General features: G+C 61.9%; 17 protein-coding genes, 1 tRNA gene and 1 other annotated feature. Of the genes, 7 read left to right on the top strand and 11 right to left on the bottom strand.

Annotated elements, in window-relative coordinates; genetic code table 11:
- The first annotated feature begins 161 nt into the window (after positions 1-161).
- Positions 162-947, top strand: coding sequence for a DUF1499 domain-containing protein (locus GNP00_RS03940; RefSeq protein ID WP_011580117.1), 786 nt, complete (start codon positions 162-164; stop codon positions 945-947).
- On the opposite strand, the gene GNP00_RS03935 is transcribed toward GNP00_RS03940, so the two are convergent.
- Positions 944-1,852, bottom strand: a complete 909-nt coding sequence (locus GNP00_RS03935) for an MBL fold metallo-hydrolase (RefSeq protein WP_011580118.1) — start codon at positions 1,850-1,852, stop codon at positions 944-946. The genes GNP00_RS03940 and GNP00_RS03935 overlap by 4 nt on opposite strands.
- Before the next feature lie 94 nt (positions 1,853-1,946).
- On the opposite strand from GNP00_RS03935, the gene GNP00_RS03930 reads away from it, so the two are divergent.
- Both GNP00_RS03930 and galE read left to right on the top strand, forming a co-directional pair.
- A complete protein-coding gene (locus tag GNP00_RS03930) occupies positions 1,947-2,549 on the top strand; it encodes a biotin transporter BioY (RefSeq protein ID WP_011580119.1) in 603 nt (200 codons plus the stop codon).
- Between the two features lie 88 nt (positions 2,550-2,637).
- Positions 2,638-3,627, top strand: coding sequence for a UDP-glucose 4-epimerase GalE (gene galE, locus GNP00_RS03925; RefSeq protein ID WP_011580120.1), 990 nt, complete (start codon positions 2,638-2,640; stop codon positions 3,625-3,627).
- A 259-nt stretch (positions 3,628-3,886) separates the two neighbouring features.
- On the opposite strand, the gene GNP00_RS03920 is transcribed toward galE, so the two are convergent.
- Together GNP00_RS03920 and GNP00_RS03915 are read right to left on the bottom strand one after the other, a co-directional pair.
- On the bottom strand, positions 3,887-4,456 hold the full coding sequence (locus GNP00_RS03920) for a sugar transferase (RefSeq protein ID WP_011580121.1): 570 nt from the start codon (positions 4,454-4,456) through the stop codon (positions 3,887-3,889).
- A gap of 32 nt (positions 4,457-4,488) precedes the next feature.
- Positions 4,489-6,423: a polysaccharide biosynthesis protein gene (locus GNP00_RS03915; RefSeq protein WP_166015726.1), complete on the bottom strand. Its 1,935-nt coding sequence runs from the start codon at positions 6,421-6,423 to the stop codon at positions 4,489-4,491.
- Between the two features lie 246 nt (positions 6,424-6,669).
- Here GNP00_RS03915 and GNP00_RS03910 point away from each other — a divergent pair.
- The 3 genes from GNP00_RS03910 (at position 6,670) to GNP00_RS03900 (ending at position 9,558) form a co-directional block, all read left to right on the top strand.
- Positions 6,670-6,744, top strand: a tRNA-Gln gene (locus GNP00_RS03910).
- A gap of 340 nt (positions 6,745-7,084) precedes the next feature.
- Positions 7,085-7,140 (top strand) — a sequence feature (sul1 is cis-regulatory element that is thought to sense ions involved in sulfur or methionine metabolism; They are found in Alphaproteobacteria).
- A gap of 71 nt (positions 7,141-7,211) precedes the next feature.
- A complete protein-coding gene (locus GNP00_RS03905) occupies positions 7,212-8,696 on the top strand; it encodes a SulP family inorganic anion transporter (RefSeq protein WP_011580123.1) in 1,485 nt (494 codons plus the stop codon).
- 10 nt (positions 8,697-8,706) lie between these two features.
- Positions 8,707-9,558 carry a universal stress protein gene (locus GNP00_RS03900; RefSeq protein WP_011580124.1) on the top strand — a complete coding sequence of 284 codons (852 nt, stop codon included), beginning with the start codon at positions 8,707-8,709 and terminating at the stop codon, positions 9,556-9,558.
- Between the two features lie 53 nt (positions 9,559-9,611).
- On the opposite strand, the gene GNP00_RS03895 is transcribed toward GNP00_RS03900, so the two are convergent.
- The 8 genes from GNP00_RS03895 to GNP00_RS03860 all read right to left on the bottom strand — a co-directional run bounded on the left by GNP00_RS03895 (position 9,612) and on the right by GNP00_RS03860 (position 17,524).
- Positions 9,612-11,504, bottom strand: coding sequence for a bifunctional sugar phosphate isomerase/epimerase/4-hydroxyphenylpyruvate dioxygenase family protein (locus tag GNP00_RS03895; protein WP_011580125.1), 1,893 nt, complete (start codon positions 11,502-11,504; stop codon positions 9,612-9,614).
- A gap of 22 nt (positions 11,505-11,526) precedes the next feature.
- Positions 11,527-12,333: a sugar phosphate isomerase/epimerase family protein gene (locus GNP00_RS03890; RefSeq protein WP_011580126.1), complete on the bottom strand. Its 807-nt coding sequence runs from the start codon at positions 12,331-12,333 to the stop codon at positions 11,527-11,529.
- A 25-nt stretch (positions 12,334-12,358) separates the two neighbouring features.
- Positions 12,359-13,099: an SDR family NAD(P)-dependent oxidoreductase gene (locus tag GNP00_RS03885; protein WP_011580127.1), complete on the bottom strand. Its 741-nt coding sequence runs from the start codon at positions 13,097-13,099 to the stop codon at positions 12,359-12,361.
- Positions 13,100-13,113: 14 nt separating this feature from the next.
- The gene (locus GNP00_RS03880; protein WP_011580128.1) at positions 13,114-14,016 is read right to left on the bottom strand and encodes an NAD-dependent epimerase/dehydratase family protein; all 903 of its coding nucleotides are present in this window, start codon (positions 14,014-14,016) and stop codon (positions 13,114-13,116) included.
- Positions 14,017-14,052: 36 nt separating this feature from the next.
- The gene (locus GNP00_RS03875) at positions 14,053-14,754 is read right to left on the bottom strand and encodes a hypothetical protein (protein ID WP_011580129.1); all 702 of its coding nucleotides are present in this window, start codon (positions 14,752-14,754) and stop codon (positions 14,053-14,055) included.
- Between the two features lie 36 nt (positions 14,755-14,790).
- Positions 14,791-16,002, bottom strand: coding sequence for a TRAP transporter large permease (locus GNP00_RS03870; RefSeq protein WP_246259248.1), 1,212 nt, complete (start codon positions 16,000-16,002; stop codon positions 14,791-14,793).
- Positions 16,003-16,064: 62 nt separating this feature from the next.
- On the bottom strand, positions 16,065-16,535 hold the full coding sequence (locus tag GNP00_RS03865) for a TRAP transporter small permease (protein WP_011580131.1): 471 nt from the start codon (positions 16,533-16,535) through the stop codon (positions 16,065-16,067).
- Between the two features lie 2 nt (positions 16,536-16,537).
- Positions 16,538-17,524, bottom strand: a complete 987-nt coding sequence (locus GNP00_RS03860; protein ID WP_011580132.1) for a TRAP transporter substrate-binding protein — start codon at positions 17,522-17,524, stop codon at positions 16,538-16,540.
- 304 nt (positions 17,525-17,828) lie between these two features.
- On the opposite strand from GNP00_RS03860, the gene GNP00_RS03855 reads away from it, so the two are divergent.
- A complete protein-coding gene (locus GNP00_RS03855; RefSeq protein WP_011580133.1) occupies positions 17,829-18,518 on the top strand; it encodes a GntR family transcriptional regulator in 690 nt (229 codons plus the stop codon).
- Positions 18,519-18,522: the final 4 nt, after the last annotated feature.

Here is an 18,522-nt window from a genome sequence, read left to right as displayed (position 1 = left end):
TTCAAAATGAAAGAAATACCGAAAGGTTCCGTATGCTTACGGGAATGATTCGAAAAGGCGGCTGAATTGCGGATGCACATCCAAGGCATTTCAGCCGGGCGCTTTGACCGTTTGCCGCCGAACCGGTAAGAAGCGGCGGGTTTGAGTGGGGAGGGAGTGCCATGCCGGCCATATTGCAGCGACGTGTCTCGCCGACCGCGCCGTGGGCGCGAAGGCTGGGGGCCTTCTCGGTCGTGCTCTTTCTCACCTCCGCGCTTTCTCACCGCTTCCGGCTGCTCGAAACCGTTCCATTTCTCTGGCTGCTCGGTCTTTGCTTCCTTCTGGCGGTGGCGGGTCTTCTCGTGTCCGCGCTTGCTTTCAGTCAGATGTGGAAGCGCGGGGTGGGCGGCCTTAGCGAAGCCGCGGTCGGCGCTCTGCTGTCACTCCTCCTTCTGGTGCCCTATGGCGTGTCTGCCTATCACTACTTCACAAAGCCGCCATTGGCCGACATCTCGACGGATCCAACGCGCCCGCCGCCGCTGCAATTTGCAATGTCCGCCCGTTTGCCGCCCATGAACCCGGTGACCTCCGCTGCGCAAGAGACAATTTCGCTCCAGCGAAGAGCCTATGAGGGACTGAGCGGCCGGCTTTATGAACAGCCGCGCGAGAATGTGGTGGAAAACGTGCTGAGGCTCATGCGGGACCGCGGCTGGCAGATTGTTTCGCCCGCGCGTCGGGCCGAGACGGAAGATGGCGAAAATATTGTGCTGAATGCGGTCGCCTATTCCTATCTGCTTGGCTTTCCATCGGATGTTTCGGTGCGCATAGAGGATCGCGGCGAATCCACCTATGTCGATATGCGCTCGGCTTCCCGTTACGGCCGTCACGACCTTGGCGAAAACGCCACCCGCATTGAGCGCTTTATGCGTGATCTCGACGCCCGCATGCAGGCGCCGGCGGATCCTTAACGAGGAATATAAATGGAATCGAGGGCAGGCGTCCCTTCTGTTTCCACACGCTGCTGGGCAATCAGGTCCTCGATATGGGCAAGAACGGACAAGGCGGCTGCGCCGTGCAGGCGAGGGTCCGTATCGCGGTAAATGATCCTGACGATCTCCGGGATGGTGCGGTCGCCCGCCGAAAGCCGCTCCAGGATGGCACGCTCGCGCATCTTCCGGTGCGCCTTGAGACCGCGAAGAAATTGCTGCGGCTTCAGCACGGGGCCTCCGTGGCCCGGAAGGTATAGACGGTCTTCCCGGGCCATGAGCCTGTCGAGTGAAGCCATGTATTCGGCCATTGCCCCGTCTGGCGGCGCGACAATGGTGGTCGACCACGCCATCACGTGATCGGCGGAAAAGGCGATGCCCGTGCCTTCGAGAGCGAAGACCGAATGGTTTGCGGTATGGCCTGGCGTGTGGATGGACCTGATCGCCCAGCCATCACCTTCAACCAGTTCGTTGTCGGCGAGCCTGATGTCCGGCTGAAAGGCGAGGTCGGCGCTGGCGTCCAGCCGGTCCGCCTCGCCCAATGCAAGCGGCCGCGCCGGCCGATGCGGACCTTCGGCGAGGGTCTTGGCCCCGGTGAGTGCGGCAAGCCTGGCGGCAAGCGGCGAGTGATCGCGGTGCGTGTGGCTGACGAAAATGTGGCTCACTGGCCGGCCGCCGATCGCCTTCAGCAAGGTTTCGAGATGTTCCGCGTCGTCGGGACCCGGATCGACGACCGCGAGAGCTCCACCGCCGCCCACAATATAGGAATTCGTGCCATGAAAAGTGAAAGGGCTCGGATTGCGCACCGTAACGCGCCTGATGCCCGGCGCGACCTCGACCGCTTCGCCGTAATGCGGTTCGAAACGGGTATCGAGCTCGAGCGCCATCCTGGTTGCCTCATTTTTGGAGCGTGTTGCCGCCTATCATGGAACGGACTATAGAAGAACGCGAATTCTGGTAAACCAAATCCACGGAGCCTCCATGTCGCAGGTGATCGCTTTCCGCCCGCTCGTTTCCCTCGCTATGCCCGAATCGCGCGCGGCGCGGCTGGTGACCCAGGCCTTTCTGGTTCTGGCCGGAACTCTCCTGCTTGTCATTTCCGCCAAAACGAAAGTCGTCCTTGGACCCGTCGACCTGTCGCTCCAGACCCTCGCGGTGCTCCTGGTTGGCGCGTGTTTCGGCATGCGGCTTGGCCTTGCCACGCTCCTGCTTTATCTCGCCGAAGGTGCGATGGGTTTCCCGGTCTTCCAGAGCACGCCGGAAAAGGGCCTCGGTCTTGCCTATATGGCCGGGCCCACGGGCGGTTACCTGGTCGGCTTCGCCGTGATGGCGGCTATTGCGGGTTACGCGGCCGATCGCGGGTGGGACCGCAATGTGGTGAAGCTCTTCGGCGCGATGCTGGTCGCGGAAGTCGCCATGCTCGGGCTTGGCTTTGCCTGGCTTTCCGTTCTCATCGGGGTCGATGGCGCCTGGACGTTCGGCGTCCTGCCCTTCATCCTTCCCGACCTGATCAAGGTGGCGCTGGCCGCCTGCCTGGTGCCGGCAGGCTGGTCCGCTCTTCGCGGGCTGGGGCTCCTCCGCTGATAGCGGGTCTTGCCTCGTCTCGAACGGATATGAAACAGTTATGGGCGAGGAAACTCGCCCATTCTTTTTTGAAGCTGAGGACTGAGACGTGACGGTTCTGGTAACGGGCGGCGCCGGCTATATCGGCAGCCACATGGTATGGGAACTGCTGGACCATGGCGAAGAGGTGGTGGTGCTCGACCGGCTCTCCACCGGTTTCGATTGGGCTGTGCCCGAAGCCGCCGAACTCGTCGTGGGCGATATCGGCGACCAGGCGCTGCTGGAAGAAACGATAAAGCGCCGCAACGTGGATGCGGTGATCCATTTCGCGGGCTCGATCATCGTGCCGGAATCCGTGGCCGATCCGCTGGGCTATTACCTCAACAATACCGTCAAGTCGCGGGCTCTCATCGAAAGCGCCGTCCGGTGCGGCGTCAAGCATTTCATCTTTTCCTCGACTGCGGCGGTCTACGGCACGCCGCGAAAGAACCCGGTCACCGAGGACGAACCCTTGCTGCCGGAATCGCCTTACGGCACATCCAAGCTGATGACGGAGATCATGCTGCGCGATACGGCGGCGGCCCATGATTTCGCCTATACGGCTTTGCGCTACTTCAACGTCTCGGGAGCGGACCCGAAGCGCCGGACGGGACAGTCCACGAAGGGAGCAACCCATCTCATCAAGGTGGCCTGCGAGACCGCCACGGGGAAGCGGGCCTCCATGGAGGTATTCGGTACCGATTATCCCACGCCTGACGGCACCTGCGTGCGCGATTACATCCATGTCTCGGATCTGGTGAACGCACACTATCTGGCGCTGCAGCGCCTGCGGAGCGGAGGCGGCAGCCTGGTTGCCAATTGCGGCTATGGCAGGGGTTATTCCGTGCTTGAGGTCATTGATGCGGTGAAGCAGGTTTCCGGCAAGGACTTCAAGGTGGTCGAGAGCGGCAGGCGGCCCGGCGATGCCGTCGCCATTGTGGCGAGCGCGGAGCGCTGCTTCGCCGAACTCGGCTGGCGTCCCGAGCACGACGATCTCCGGGAGATCGTCAGCGACGCTCTCCGTTGGGAAGAGATCCTGGCTAAGCGCAACCGGGTGTGAGGGCTGAAGGCCGCTGGCGATAGACATCTGTTCGCTCATGCGCCCTGCGCACCCCCCTCTGGCCTGCCGGCCATCTCCCCCACAAGGGGGGAGATCGGCTGTCGCGAGGTTTTCGCCAAGCGCCGGCGGTGCAGAACGGGCGGTGAGCAAGCGGCCAGCATGATCTCCCCCCTTGTGGGGGAGATGGCCGGCAGGCCAGAGGGGGGTGCGCAGGGCGCAAGACCCATCCGACACGCTTGGACACAGGTATCCGTATCCCTTATGACTCTCGCCAGACGGTCCTGAGCATCAGTTGCAGGTCGAGCCGCGGCGACCAGGCCCGCAGATATTCCGCGTCTGTTTCGGCAAGCAGCGCCGGCTGCGACATATCGATGCCGCGCACCTGGGCAAGCCCGGTGATGCCGGGGAGCGCTGTCAGTACCCCCAAGCGCTTGCGATGCTGGATAAGCTCATCCTGATTGGGCAGGCAGGGGCGGGGGCCGACGAGGCTCATTTCGCCCTTGAGCACGTTCCAGAGCTGCGGCAGCTCATCGAGTTTCGTATTCCGCAGGATGCGCCCGATGGGCGTTACCGCACTCTGCTGCACCTCGTGGGTGGGCACCGCAGGTGTGTCCACATACATGGTGCGCAACTTATAGCAGCGGAAAGGCGAGCCGTTCCGGCCCACGCGGGTCTGTGCCAGGATGGCAGGGCCGTTCGACGTGGCGCGAATAACGGTGCCGGCCGCCAGGATCACGGGGGCGGCGATGAGAAGGCCCGGCAATGCGATCGCCAGATCGAGCGAGCGCTTGATGCACCGGGCCCGCTGCTTCTGCGACAGCGTCGGCATGGGGTTCGACAAAGCGGCTTTCTGATCCTCGCTCACGCCCTGCGCCGTAAGTTTTCATCCGTAGGCACGGGCGGCAGTTTCGGAACAGGCGCCAGCCGGCCATTTTCGCCGATAAGCCCAAAGAGAACCTGACGCACCGCGGTCACATCGCCATGTTCGACGGCGAGTTTAAGCTGTGCGATCATTGCCGGTATCTGTTCGGTTGTTCCAAGCTGGCCGGCCCGCAGGATCTTGGGGTGGCGGGTCGTGGTCACGCCGGCGGGATCGTAGAAAAGCTCCTCGTAAAGCTTCTCCCCGTCACGCATCCCGATCGTGACGATCTCGATGTCTCCATCGGGATTGTCTTCGTTTCGAACGGTGAAGCCGGCGAGCATGATCATATCCTCGGCAAGCTGGCGGATCCTGATCGGCTCTCCCATATCGAGGAGGAGAATATCGCCGCTGCGCGAAAGCGCGCCCGCCTGCACGATCAGCCCCGCAGCCTCGCGCACCGACATGAAATAACGTGTCATGTCGTCATGCGTGAGCGTGACTGGTCCTCCCGCTGCGATCTGCTCTTTGAAGAGCGGTACGACGGAGCCACTGGACCCGATGACATTTCCGAAACGCACGGAAGAGAAGACGCGGTTCTTCTCCTTCTTGCAGGCCTCCTCGCCGACATAGCGCACGATCAGCTCCGCCCAGCGCTTGGTGGCGCCCATTACGCTTGTGGGCCGCACCGCCTTGTCCGAGGAGATGAGAATGAAGTTTCGCACATCGGCCGCGCAGGCTTCTTCCACAAGGGTCAAGGTGCCGAATACGTTGTTGCGCACGCCCTCGAGTGGATTGCATTCGACGAGAGGCACGTGCTTGTAGGCAGCGCAGTGGTAGACGGTCTGTACTCCGTGTTCGGCCAGCGTCTGCCGGACGAGGTGCGCATCGCAGACCGAACCGAGCACGGGCACGATCGGAAAAGCGCCGTATCGCCGCAGCTCCCGCTCGATCTGATAAAGGCCGGGCTCGTTCATCTCGAAAAGCACGAGTTTCGTCGGCTTCCCGCGTGCGATTGTGCGGCACACCTCTGAGCCGATCGATCCCGCAGCACCAGTCACCATTATGATGCGCTCATCGATGCTCGACCGCATCAATTCGGGATCGGCGGGCACCGGTGAGCGGCCCAGAAGGTCGTCGATATCGATGTCGCGGACATAACTTACGAGATATTTCCCCGCGGCCACGTCGGCGATGGAGGGAAGGACGCGGATTTTCACCGGGAACCGGCCCAGCCGCGTCACAAGCTCGCGGCGTCGGCGCGTGCTCGACGATGAGGCCGCGATGATGACCTCCTGCGCCTCCGTGTCGAGAACCAGGTCTTCGAGCTGTTCGGCGGGATAGACCCGGATGCCGACGATCTCCATCCCATGCAGGCCGGAATCATCGCTGACGATGCCGACGACCTGACGGTCACCGGAGGCGCTGAGCGCTTCCGCCAGCTGCATCGCCGCATCCCCAGCGCCATAAACGAGGACCCGCTTTTTATGCGCGGCATGAGAGATGCGCCCGTTGAGCAGCCATTTGATGCCGAGGCGGCTGCCGACCACGCTGACAAGACTTCCAGCCCAATAGAGGACAGCGATCGTGCGCGGAACGCCGTCCGCGCCGTAGGATAAGGTAATGAAGGCGAGCCCAACCCATGCCAGGCTGGAGAAGGTCACCGCCCGGATCATTGTCCATATCGCCTGTTCCTGCAGGTACCGCAGAACCGCCCGGTAAAGGCCCATCCGGATGAAGATGGGGATGGCAATGACCGGCGCAGCCAGGATCAAAAGCGTCTGCTCGAGATTGGGAATGAAGAACTGGTTGAAACGGAAGCAGAAGGCAAGCCAGATGATGGCCATCAGGCCAACCACGTCTGCAGACAGCAGCATGGCTCTTTTGGTCCGGCGCGAGCGCATGTGCAGCCACTCGACGACGCTTCTCAATCGCATGCTGTTTCCTCGGTCAATCTCACAACGTTTATAAACAGATAAATCAAAGCTTACCTCTATTCTTTAAAGCTTTTCTCCTAGCAGCAAATCCCTTCACCGTCGATAAATTTGCATCAGGGTGTCTGCGGCCGGGCTGGAACATATTGTGTATAGTCCACACGGTTTGAGAACGGCTCGCGTTTTTGCCCGTTGCGGCTTCCCGTTGAACGCAATATATGAGCGGTCCGTGTCGGCTTTGGCCGGTGGTGGGGCGTAGCCAAGCGGTAAGGCAGCGGTTTTTGGTACCGCCATTCCCAGGTTCGAATCCTGGCGCCCCAGCCAACAAGTCGCCCCAGGACGTGGGCGAATAGCGCGATCCTGTCTTTTCCAGCATTAACAAGACAATTCTGTCGATTTCGCCGACTCATTCTGCGTTGCTCGAAAGCAGATCTTCGAAGTTTTTTCCCGGCTCTGGCACGACCGGGCCAGCTGCCCGTTGGCGAGCCGCCATGCAATCCCCGAGATTAGCGCAGCGAAGGATTTGAACAGGCGTCGTACTGAAGCGTCCGTTCTCCCCCATATCTGCCGATCCTAATCAGTGCCTGGACGATGGTGCGCTCAGCCGAGCTTGCTGATTTGCTATTGCGATGCAGCATTCCTGAAACTAATAAGCACTCACTCGACTGGACCCGGTGAAACTCCGGGTGGCTCTTCCGGCCGCCGACCCGCCGGACAACAAACCTCATTCGTCTTTGACATTTCTCGCCGGGCCTTCTGTGCTCACGGCTTCCTATTCGCTCCGGAGTTTCATGCTTACCCTCTCCACATATCGTGAGGAATGGTTCCACAATATCCGCGGCGACCTGCTCGCAGGTCTCGTCGTGGCGCTGGCTCTCATTCCCGAAGCGATCGCCTTCTCCATCATCGCCGGGGTCGACCCAAAAGTCGGCCTTTATGCCTCGTTCTCCATCGCCGTGATCATCGCCTTCACTGGCGGACGGCCGGGCATGATCTCGGCGGCGACCGCGGCCACCGCCGTGCTGATGGTCACGCTCGTCAAGGAACATGGTCTGCAATACCTCCTGGTGGCGACCATCCTGGCGGGCGTGCTGCAGATCGTGGCAGGCCTGTTGCGTCTGGGTGACCTGATGCGCTTCGTCTCGCGCTCGGTCATCACTGGTTTCGTCAACGCCCTGGCGATCCTCATCTTTATGGCCCAGCTTCCGGAGCTCATCGGCGTCCCCTGGATGACTTATGTGATGGTCGCGGGCGGCCTGGCGATCATCTATCTCTTTCCGTATGTGACGAAAGCCGTGCCTTCTCCGCTCGTCTGCATCATCGTGCTGACGGCGATCGCGCTCTTCTTCGGCATGGATCTGCGCACGGTGGGCGACATGGGCGAACTGCCCTCCACACTTCCGGTTTTCCTGCTGCCGGATGTGCCGCTGAATTTCGAGACGTTGAGGATTGTCTTCCCCTACTCGGCAGCGGTGGCCGTGGTTGGGCTGCTGGAATCACTCATGACGGCTTCCATTGTCGATGAGCTCACCGACACGGAAAGCAACAAGAACCGCGAATGCGTCGGCCAGGGTATCGCCAATTTCGCCACCGGTTTCCTCGGCGGCATGGCCGGTTGCGCCATGATCGGGCAGTCGGTCATCAATGTGAAATCGGGTGGCCGTGGCCGGCTCTCGGCCTTCGCCGCCGGTGTCTTCCTTCTCATCCTCTGTGTCGGACTCGGCGATTGGGTGTCCATCATTCCCATGGCGGCGCTCGTCGCCATCATGATCATGGTGTCGATCGGCACCTTCTCCTGGGCGTCAATCAAAAACCTGCGGCATCATCCCCGCCGCTCCTCCGTGGTGATGGTCGCTACGGTGGTGACAGTGGTCGCCACGCACAATCTGGCGATCGGTGTGCTGGTCGGCGTTCTCCTGTCGGGCCTGTTCTTCGCTTCCAAGGTCGCGCAGATCTTCCGTGTCACCTCCTCTCTATCGGAGGACCAGAAGGAGCGCACCTATGTGGTCGAGGGGCAGGTCTTCTTCGCTTCTTCCGAGCGCTTCCTGAAATCCTTCGATTTCCGGGAAGCGATTGAAAAGGTGCACATCGATGTCAGCCGCGCGCACATTTGGGACTTGACCGGGGTGGGAGCGCTAGACACGGTCGTTCTCAAGTTCCGCCGCGAGGGCACGGAGGTCGAGCTTGTCGGCATGAACGAGGCGAGCGCCACGCTGGTGGACAAGCTCGCCATTCACGACAAGCCTGACGCCTTGGAGCGTCTCGTGAGCCAATAGGAGGAACAACATGCCCAAGATACTCGCGCTGGTGGACGGTTCGATTTATGCCGAAAGCGTGGCGGGGATTTCCGCCTGGGCCGCACAACGGCTCGGCCTGCCCGTGGAAGCGGCCCACGTGCTTGGGCGAAGGGTTCTGAGTAGCTTCGACTTAAGCGGCAATCTGGAAGCCGACGAGCGCGGCGTGCTCCTGCAGGAACTGGCCGATTTGGATGCGCAGCACGGCAAGATCGCGCAGCAGAAGGGCCGCGCCATTCTCGACGCCGCCAAGACGCTCCTGCAATCCGCCGGCGTGGCGGATGTTTCGACCAAGCTGCGCAATGGCGATCTTCTGGAGATGCTGGCCGACCTGGAAGCGGATGCCGAGATGATCGTCATCGGCAAGCGCGGTGAAGCTGCTGATTTTGCCAAGCTGCATCTGGGCTCCAATGTCGAGCGTGTCGTTCGTGCCGCCAAGAAGCCCGTCCTGGTCGCTGCTCGCGGCTATGCGCCATTCGATCGCTTCCTGATCGCCTATGACGGCGGAAGGAGCGCGAACCGCGCCGTGGAATATGTGGCCTCAAGCCCGCTCCTGAAGGGGATGAAGTGTACGATCCTCACGGTCGGCGCCGACACGCCGGAAAATCGTTCGCGCCTGGAGGCACCGAAGCTGCAGCTTGAGCAAGCCGGTTTCACCGTTAGCGCTGTTCTCGAAAGCGGAGAGCCGGATGAGGTGATCGGACGGCGGGTGGAGACGGACGGGATCGGGCTTCTGGTCATGGGTGCCTATGGGCACTCGCGCATCCGCAGCCTGGTGATCGGCTCCACGACGACCGCCATGGTCCGCCGGTGCAAAATCCCGGTCTTGATGTTTCGCGAATAGGCGGATTTGCTTATCGCGAAATCTCTCGGCCTGTCGCGGCGTGCGAACAGGACTTACCGGCGCGGCATGCCAGCGGGGCGCAAGTGCTTGCGCAGGGCCGCGATGCGGAAGATGGCATTGGCGGCGCCATAGCCTCGATATCCGCCGCGCCGTTCGACAATTTCGATGAAGAAGCCCTCGCCATAGGTTGGCGAATAGAGCTGGAAATATTCGCCGTGCTCGTCACGGTCATAAAGGATATTGCGCAGCTTGATCGCCTCGGTGAGCTCGGGATCGAGACCGAAGCGGGCCTCGACGTCACCGTAATAGTTCGGAGAGATGGTCAGCGGAACGAAGCCGTGCTCCTTCAGTGCATCGGCGGTGGCGAAGATGTCCTTGGTTTCGAAGGCAAGGTGCTGAGTGCTCGAACCGAAGGTCTCGGCGATGAAATGGCCGGCGAGCGTCTTGCGGTTTTCAGCGCCGTTCAGCGTTATGCGCAGCGTGCCCGTGTCGTTTTCCACGACTTGGCTTCGCACAACGCCAGCCGGATCGATGATGTCGACCATCGGCGTCTTATGAGCATCGAGGATCGACGTGTAGAAGAGCAGCCAGGTCAGCAGCTCCTCGGATTTCACCGATTGCGCGACGTGATCGATGCGCGTCAGCCCGGTTGCTGCGCTGGCTGTTGCACCCGGCAGGAATTCGAATTCTTTCTCCCAGATGTCTTTGAGTTCTTCTCCGTCGTCCAGGAAATAGATGACGCCGCCGCCAAGCCCGCGAATTGCAGGAATCGTGACCTCGCCGGGGCCGTTCGACTGCTCGAACGGTTCGGCGCCGAGCGCCATCGCCCGGTCATGGGCGGCGCGGGCGTCGGCAACCTTCAACCCGATTGCATAGGCATTTGCGCCATGGACCATGTAGGAAGAGCTAGGAAAGCCGCTTTCCTCAGTATTGATCACAAGGTTGATGTCACCTTGGCGATAGAGCGTGACACTCTTCCTCCGGTGGTGGCCGGTCGGCGCGAAACCGAGTGAAGCGAGCAGGGCCTCCAGTTGGGGCAGGTCGTCCTTCGCCGCCGCGAATTCGACGAAAGAGATGGCCGTGACCTCGGCGCGCGGCGGCATGTCCGGAACGGCGATAGCAATATCCGGATCGCTGCGCCCCACCTGATCCATCAGATAGACGAGCGAGCGGTGGCCATCGACAGAGATCGCAGTCGGCGAACCGCCGCGGAACTGGTCGTTGAAGATTTCGAGCGACAGATAGCCGTCATAGCCGGTGGCGGCGACGGCGCGCATGAAATCGGTCACCGGCAGATCGCCTTCGCCCGGCATGTTGCGGAAGTGCCGGCTCCAATAGAGCAGGTCCATGTCGATCAGCGGTGCGTCGGCCAGTTGGACGATGAAGATCTTGTCGCCGGGAATGGCGCGGATGGAATTGACGTCGATCTTGCGCGACAGCGTGTGGAAACTGTCGAGGATGATGCCGACATTCGGGTGGTCGGCGCGGCGCACGATCTCCCAAGCGTCGCGATGGTCGTTGATGTGGCGGCCCCAGGCAAGCGCCTCGTAGCCGACCCGCAGGCCGCGGCGCGCGGCGCGTTCGCCCAGCTCGCGCAGGTCGGCGGCGGCACGGTCAATGCCGCCAAGCGAGACAGGTGAGACGTTCGAGCAGACCAGCATCAGATCGGTGCCGAGATCGCACATCAGGTCGAACTTGCGCTCGGCCCGGTCGAAATTGCGGCTGCGGAAAGGCTCCGGCATGCCTTCGAAGTCGCGGAAAGGCTGAAAAAGGTTTACCTCCAGCCCACGGTCCCGCACCATGCGACCCACCTCGTCCGGCGTCCTGTCGAAAGCCAGCAGATCGTTCTCGAAGATTTCGATGCCGTCGAAGCCGGCGCGGGCAATGGCAGCAAGCTTCTCCTCGAACTCGCCGCTGATGGAAACAGTCGCAATCGAAGTTCTCATGGCATGGACCTCCTGCGTGTGATCATCGGGCATGTGCGCCGATCAGATCGGCGATCCGCTGGCGCGATCGGACAAGGGCGTCGACAGCTCCGGCTTCGGGCGCAATCGGCAGTTCGGCCGCATACTCGACATGGCCGGGGAGCGCCGCGACGATTTGTGCAAGCGGCAACGCGCCTTCGCCGATCGGCAACCGTCCGCCGCGCGCTTCGCCGATGACATCCAGATGGGGCGGAATTTGCGCATGGGCGTCGCAGAGCTGAACGCAACGGAACAGCGCCGGATCGGCAGCCGCGATGTGGGCCGGCATGCCGCCGGAACGGTGGAGGTGGAGGACGTCGAGCAGGACAAAGCCGTTCGGCGCTCCGGCGGCCGAGACGACGCCTATCGCGTCTTCAAGCCTGGCGACCGGCCGCCAGCGCATGAATTCCAGATCGACGCTGATGCCGAAGCCGATCGCCAGTTCGCAGAGCCGTGCGAAGGTATCGGCGATACGGACACGGTCCGGATCGTCTCCGGTGACACATAGACCTTTCGCTCCGAGTTCGGCCCCGCAAGCCAGCATCGGCTCGATTGTGGTCACATCGAGAGCGGGGGTGAGCGAAACAATCTCGATGCCGCTCACGCTCAGCCCCGCGCCCGCAATTGCGGCGCGCGCATCGCGCAGGGCGGGACTGCCGGCCCGCAGCGGATAATGGACGGCGCCGGGAGCGACCGGCGCGATCCGCAGAGAAATGCTGTCGAAGCCTGCTTGTGCCGCGTGTGCCGCAAACCGCGCCGGATCGAGGTCTAATGCCGTAAGATGCGCGAGCTCGACGGAATGGGCTTTCATGGTCTTGCGCTTCCTTGTTTAGGCCTCAGTAATCCGCCCGCCCTCCGGAGACGTCGAAGGTGAAGCCGGTGGTGAACGAGCAATCGCGGCTCGCAACGAAGGCCGCCATGGCGGCGATCTCGGGCACGGAGACGAGCCGCTTCATGGGGATCTTCGCCTTGCTGGCGGCAATATGCTCCGGCGTCATCTGCGTCAGCAAATCGGTTTCCGCCATCACCGGGGCGAGGCAATTGACCGTGATGCCGGTCTCGACCAGTTCGCGGGCGAGCGATTTTGAGAAGCCGAGCACGCCGTGCTTAGCCGCCGAATAGGCTGCAATGCCGGGCACACCCTCCTTGCCGGCGATCGAGGCGACGTTGACGATACGACCGTAGCGATTGGCCTTCATGTGCGGCAGCAACGCGCGGCAGCAAAGGAAGACGCCGGTCAGATCGACCGCCAGTACCCTCTGCCAGTCGTCGAAGGCATAGTCCTCGACATTGGCGACCGGTCCGCTGACCCCGGCATTGTTGACAAGGATATCGACCCGGCCGGCGTCGGCGATGGCGCGGCGAGCCGCTGCCTCTACCGACAGGGGATCGGCAATATTGACGGCGTTGACGAGGAAGGGCGTGAAGCCGGCGGTACGGGCGTCGAAGCCCTGCGGATTGATATCCCAGAGAATGATGCGTGCGCCTTCATCGGCGAGCCGCCGAGCGATGCCGAGGCCGATGCCACGCACGCCGCCGGTTATGATCGCGGTCTGGTCTGTGAAACGTTCGGACATGGTTTTTCCTGATTTCAGGTCTGCGCGTGCTGACGATAGAAGGCGATCGTATCGGCGATGCCGCTGTCGAGATCGCGCGGCTTCCAGCCCGGCAGTGCCGCCTGTGCCAGCCCGTCTGGCGCCGGGCAGGCTATCGGCATGGGATCGCCGGAGGCATCGATCCGCGCATCGGATACGCTGCGCAGGATCGCGGCGACGACTTCGTCGGACGAAGTTACGGCGCCGGGCAGGTTGAACACGCGCGCACCCGCCGGCGGAAGCGAAAGGGCGATGACGAAGGCTGCGGCGACGTCCTCGACATGGATCATGTCGAAGCTGCCGGTGAACGGTATCGTGTAGGCTTCACCCTTCGCCGCCGCCCGGCAGGCGAGCGTCGGCCCGGCAGAAAGTCCGCCCTCGCGGCCAGGACCATAGACGACGAAAGGTCTGAAGCCGACGCTGGCAAGCCCGTCGTCATTCCAGAACGCCGCAGCCGAATTCTCGCAGGCGAGCTTGAAGCTGCCATAATGGGTGACCGGGCGTGGTTCGCCGCTGCCGTCGGGGCCGAAGACGCCGGCGCTGCTCATGTAGATGACGCGGGCGATGCCGAGCCTGCGCGCGGCGAGGAAGACGTTGAGCGTGCCGACGAGGTTGACGCTCACGCCCTTCAGCGGATTGGCGCGGCAGGCGGGCGTCAGGAGACCCGCCAGATGGACGATGCCGTCGCAGCCGGTCGCGGCCTGCTCAACCGCTGCCGTGTCGGCGATATCGCCGACGCGCCAATCCATCGCGTCCGCGATTGCGCCACCTGCGATCAGGCGCATGATGCGCCGTTCGTCGACAAGGTCGAAAACGCGGATTTCGTGTCCGGCCTCCAGCAGCTTCCTGGCGATCCAGGCTCCGATGAAGCCGCCGCCGCCGGTGATCAGAATTTTCATTTAGGTTCTCGCTGATGCAATGGCGGGCAGGGCTGTTCAGCCCCGGCCCACGTCCGCATTGGTCAAAACGTGTTGCGTTTCATAAAGGGTGGCGACGCAGGCCGCGCGCGTCGCGTTGTCGAGCCCTTCGAGTGCTGCTTCCATCGCCGCTTGCGTCTCGCCGAGCGACAGCCCGTCGATAAGAAGCGCGAGGGCGACGGTACGGTCCGGTTCGCCCTGGCTTTCACGGAATTTCTTTTCGGTGGTCGGCTGCTGGCCGAGCTTCGGATCGCCCTTCAGAACATGGACGCCGACAATGCCGGTCATCTCGATGAGCTTCTTGACCAAGGCGCTGGCAGAGGTCTCACCCAGAACCGCTGCGCTGCCGGTCGCCCATTGCAGCGTCGCCAGCCACCCACCGGTGCCGCAGCCCCGGCTTTCGATAACCCGGCAGACCGTGCGCGAAGGGGCGAGGTAGAGCGACAGGATGCGCTGCGTCCACGGCGTCGGATCGTTCAGACGCGCCAGATAGGGCTCGGAGACGAAGACCTCGGCATCAACTGCCTCATACATCATGAAGTATTTCAATGTTTCGGGCGTGCCGTCCACCGCGACCGCGCGCCTGCCCCGGCGGAAGCCGGGAACGGACAGGCGTTCAGGCATGTGCTCGAGGCTGTGCCAGGCATTGTAGTCCTGTTCGCCGGAGGCAATGACGCCGCCCCAGTTGACGAGGGCTCCGCGCCCCAGAAGACCAGTCATTTCAAACTCCTTGCGGGAAAGCCGGTGGCCGGCCCGTCAGTAGAAGAGGGATGGGAGGAAGGTGCTGAGCTGCGGCACATAGGTGACCAGCAGCAGCACGAATAAGTTGACCATCAGGAAGGGCAGGCTCGCGCGGATCAGGGAGGAGAGATCGACACGGGCGACCACCGCCCCGAGATAGAGGCAGTTGCCCACCGGCGGTGTCACCAGTCCGACGCCGAGGTTCACCACCATCAACACGCCGAACTGGATCGCATCCATGCCAGCCTCCTGCGCCACCGGCAGCAGGATCGGTGCGAACAGGATCAGGGCGGGAACCAGATCCATCACCATGCCAACCAGCATCAGGAACAAGTTGATGACGAGGAGGACGATTATCTTGCCGAAAGCCATCTCCGAGAAGAAGCCAGCCAGCGCCGCCGGGAATTGCTCGATGGCGATGATCCAGGCCGCAACCGAGGTGGTGGCCAGGACGAAGACCGGAATCGCAGTGCTGATTGCCGCGTCGACCGCGATGCGGAAGAGGTCCGGCAGCGTATGATCGCGGTAGACGAAGCCGCCGAGGATCAGCGCATAAACCACGCCGATAACGCCTGCCTCGGTGGCGGTGGTGAGGCCGGAAACGATCGCTCCGAGCAGGAAGACCGGCAGCAGCAGCGGCAGGATCGCCTGCTTGAACGCTGACCAGAGCTCACCTGCGGGCGCGCGGTGTTCCCGCCGCGGCCAGCCCTTCTTTTTCGACATGAAGAACACGGCCGCCATCAGGAAAACGCCGACCAGTACGCCGGGCACGATTCCGGCAAGGAACAGCGACCCGATAGAGGTGCCGACTGTCACGCCGTAGAGAACCATGGGAATGCTCGGCGGGATCAGCACGCCGATGACGGAAGAGCAGATGGTAATCGCGCCCGCATCGGCGCGTTTGTAGCCCTGCTTTTCCATGGCCGGGATCATGAGGCTGCCGATTGCGGCCGTGTCGGCGACCGCCGAACCCGAAATGCCACCGAAGAACATCGACGAGGCGACGTTCACGTGGCCGAGGCCGCCGCGGATATGCCCGAACAGGGCATCGGCGAAGCGGACGAGCCGACCCGCGATGCTCGTTTCCCCTGCCAGCGCGCCTGCGAGAATGAACAGCGGCAACGCCACCAGCGGAAAGGAATTGACGGCATTCGCCATCTTATGGGGAATGACCTCCATGGGGAAACTGCCATGAAGGGCGATCGCGACCATAGAAGCGAAACCCATGCCGAAGCCGATCGGAACACCGATCAGCAGGCAGGCGAAGAAGACCAGGAATAAGGTCAGGATCATGGAGATACCTTTCCGGTCAGTCGAAGGACGGCTTCCCAGGCTTTGCCAAGCGCACTGATGGTCATCAGCGTGGCCGAAAGCGGCAGGCAGGCGTAGACGTAACCCATCGGAATTTTGAGGGCCTCGGAAAGGCTGTTCATTGTGACGAGCACGAGCTTGGCGCCGAAGACGGCGAAGACGAGCAGGAACGAGATCACGATCAGCGTCGCGATCAGGTCGAGCAGGGCGTTGCCGCGCTGGGGCAGCATTTCCTGGAGGAGGGTGAAGGCAATATGCTGCTTCTCATGGAAGGCGATCACCGCGCCGAGAAACACGATCCAGATCAGCATGAAGTTCGGCACTTCCGTCGCCCAATAGAGCGACTCCCGCAGGGCGTATCGGTAGAAGACGCCCATTGCCACGCTCAAAACGAGCGCGACAATGAGACCTCCGACGGCTACCCTCAGCAATCGGCAGACTTGCGTCATGATCAGTGCGCCTCTTGCACCGCCTTGATAAGGTCGGCGCCGATGATGTCCTGATACTTGGCGTAGGCTTCCTCGGCGCCGGCGCGGAAGGATTCACGATCGACGTCTTCGATAACGACCATCCCCTGTTCCTGCAGCTTTGAGACCAGGCTGCTGTTTGCCTCACGGGTGAGGGCAACCTGGTAGTCCCGGCTGATAGTGGCTGCCTTCATGACCGGTGCCTGCAGGTCTTCCGGAAGCTTTTCCCAGAAGGCGCGCGAGACCACGAACTGGGACGGGATGCTCGCATGCCGCGTCAGGCTGAGATATTTCTGCACTTCATAGAAGCGCGAAGTCTCGATGATTTCCGGAGGATTTTCCTGCGCACTCACGACACCTTGCTGAAGCGCGGAATAGAGCTCGGAGAAGTCCATCGGCGTCGGGTTGGCGCCCCAGGCGCGGAAGGCAACGAGCCACGGCTCGACATTCGGCACGCGGATATCGACGCCTTTCAGGTCGGCGGCCGACTTGATGGGCTTGTCTTTCGTGGTGATGTAGCGGAAGCCGAGCTCGCCCCAGCCTAGGACCTTGAAGCCTTTCTCGTACATGATGTCGTCGAGCTGCTTCTGGATCTCGCCACCGCTGCGCATCACGACATCCTTGTGGGCGTCGTCGCGGAAGATCATCGGCAGGTTCAACACATCGAGGCGCGGGTCGATCTGGCCGTGTCGGCCCATGACGGCGCCGTCGATGGTGCCGAAGGACATGCCTTCGATATATTCGGTCTCCTTACCGAGCTGGGCGTTCGGGAAGATCTGCACGTCGACGCGTCCGGGTACGAGCTTTTCAAGCTCGTCGCGGAACTTCTCGACCCATTTCTGATAGCTGTGGGACTCCGGCATGGCATGCGCGACGCGCATGACAATCTTGTCCTGCGCCGTGGCCGGCGAGAGGAACATCATTGTGGCCGTAGCGCCGGCAACAATGTATTTGGTGATGTTCCGTAGCATCTGGAACGTCTCCTCCATTGAATTGTGTTGACGGTTATTTGAGCGCCATGACCTCCGGTTCCGCGGGCGCTGCGGAGGTGTCCTTGCATACTGAGGTACAGTATGTCAACGATCCTCGGGACTGCTGTGAAAGCGAAAATTTCCAAAAAAAATGGCGAAATTCCAACGATTGTCGGATTTTGTCACAGGGTTGCTGGTATTTTATTCCTCAAAAAAATTTGTTGAGGAAGTGAGAAAAACATATTGTACCTCAGTTGTGGCCGTCACTAGAATATGACGACCGCAGACAGGGAAAGGGCGTTTTATGGCCGCGCGTGGCAGGGGGCAATTGAAAGGCATGACGATCGATCGGCCGAAGTCGCTGGCGGCGATCGTGGCCAATCGGCTGAAAGACGCGATCTGCAAGGCGGAGATCGGTTTGGGCGAGGTGCTGTCGGAAGAAAAGATCGCCTCGGCGATGAAGGTCAGCCGGACCCCCGTGCGTGAGGCGTTCACGCTGCTTCAGGCCCAGGGACTGATCAACATCTATCCGCAGCGTGGAACTGCTGTCTTCAAGCCCGATGCGGAGGATGTCCGTGCGCTCGTCCAATACCGGATGATGATCGAAACGCAGGCAGCGCGGATGACCATGGCGCATGATCCGATCCATGCCCAGGCCAAGCTCACCAAGGCAGTGTCCATGATGACCATCGCGCGTGAGACCGAGGACCCGCTGCTCTATGCGGAGGCGGACAACCTCTTCCACAGCGCCTTCATCGATCACTGCGGCAACCACTATGTGCGCGAGGGATACGAAACCTGCGCCAGCCGGATCGCCGCCCTCAGGGCGCACCTGTCGAGCCCGCTGGAAATGTACCGCAACCAGACCTTCAACGAACATGTCGAAATGCTGGATGCCTTTGGCAAGGGCGATGCCGATACGCTGATCGCGATCCTGCGCGAGCATGTCGCCAACATGGAAGGCAACTATATCAAGGCGCTATCGATCCTTTAGTGGT

The sequence above is a fragment of the Chelativorans multitrophicus genome, from assembly GCF_011317445.1.
In the GTDB taxonomy this organism is placed as follows: Bacteria; Pseudomonadota; Alphaproteobacteria; order Rhizobiales; family Rhizobiaceae; genus Chelativorans; species Chelativorans multitrophicus.
This window is presented reverse-complemented; position numbering and strand designations above follow the sequence as displayed.

Excerpts from the sequence above, each read along its gene's own strand:
- GNP00_RS03865 (WP_011580131.1), bottom strand. The coding sequence starts at position 16,535 with ATGACGCAAGTCTGCCGATTGCTGAGGGTAGCCGTCGGAGGTCTCATT.
- GNP00_RS03935 (WP_011580118.1), bottom strand. The coding sequence starts at position 1,852 with ATGGCGCTCGAGCTCGATACCCGTTTCGAACCGCATTACGGCGAAGCG.
- GNP00_RS03890 (WP_011580126.1), bottom strand. The coding sequence starts at position 12,333 with ATGAAAGCCCATTCCGTCGAGCTCGCGCATCTTACGGCATTAGACCTC.
- GNP00_RS03885 (WP_011580127.1), bottom strand. The coding sequence starts at position 13,099 with ATGTCCGAACGTTTCACAGACCAGACCGCGATCATAACCGGCGGCGTG.
- GNP00_RS03860 (WP_011580132.1), bottom strand. The coding sequence starts at position 17,524 with ATGCTACGGAACATCACCAAATACATTGTTGCCGGCGCTACGGCCACA.
- GNP00_RS03895 (WP_011580125.1), bottom strand. The coding sequence starts at position 11,504 with ATGAGAACTTCGATTGCGACTGTTTCCATCAGCGGCGAGTTCGAGGAG.
- GNP00_RS03920 (WP_011580121.1), bottom strand. The coding sequence starts at position 4,456 with ATGCCGACGCTGTCGCAGAAGCAGCGGGCCCGGTGCATCAAGCGCTCG.
- GNP00_RS03875 (WP_011580129.1), bottom strand. The coding sequence starts at position 14,754 with ATGACTGGTCTTCTGGGGCGCGGAGCCCTCGTCAACTGGGGCGGCGTC.
- GNP00_RS03915 (WP_166015726.1), bottom strand. The coding sequence starts at position 6,423 with ATGCGATTGAGAAGCGTCGTCGAGTGGCTGCACATGCGCTCGCGCCGG.
- GNP00_RS03870 (WP_246259248.1), bottom strand. The coding sequence starts at position 16,002 with ATGGGTTTCGCTTCTATGGTCGCGATCGCCCTTCATGGCAGTTTCCCC.
- GNP00_RS03905 (WP_011580123.1), top strand. The coding sequence starts at position 7,212 with ATGCTTACCCTCTCCACATATCGTGAGGAATGGTTCCACAATATCCGC.
- GNP00_RS03930 (WP_011580119.1), top strand. The coding sequence starts at position 1,947 with ATGTCGCAGGTGATCGCTTTCCGCCCGCTCGTTTCCCTCGCTATGCCC.
- GNP00_RS03900 (WP_011580124.1), top strand. The coding sequence starts at position 8,707 with ATGCCCAAGATACTCGCGCTGGTGGACGGTTCGATTTATGCCGAAAGC.
- GNP00_RS03855 (WP_011580133.1), top strand. The coding sequence starts at position 17,829 with ATGGCCGCGCGTGGCAGGGGGCAATTGAAAGGCATGACGATCGATCGG.
- GNP00_RS03880 (WP_011580128.1), bottom strand. The coding sequence starts at position 14,016 with ATGAAAATTCTGATCACCGGCGGCGGCGGCTTCATCGGAGCCTGGATC.
- GNP00_RS03940 (WP_011580117.1), top strand. The coding sequence starts at position 162 with ATGCCGGCCATATTGCAGCGACGTGTCTCGCCGACCGCGCCGTGGGCG.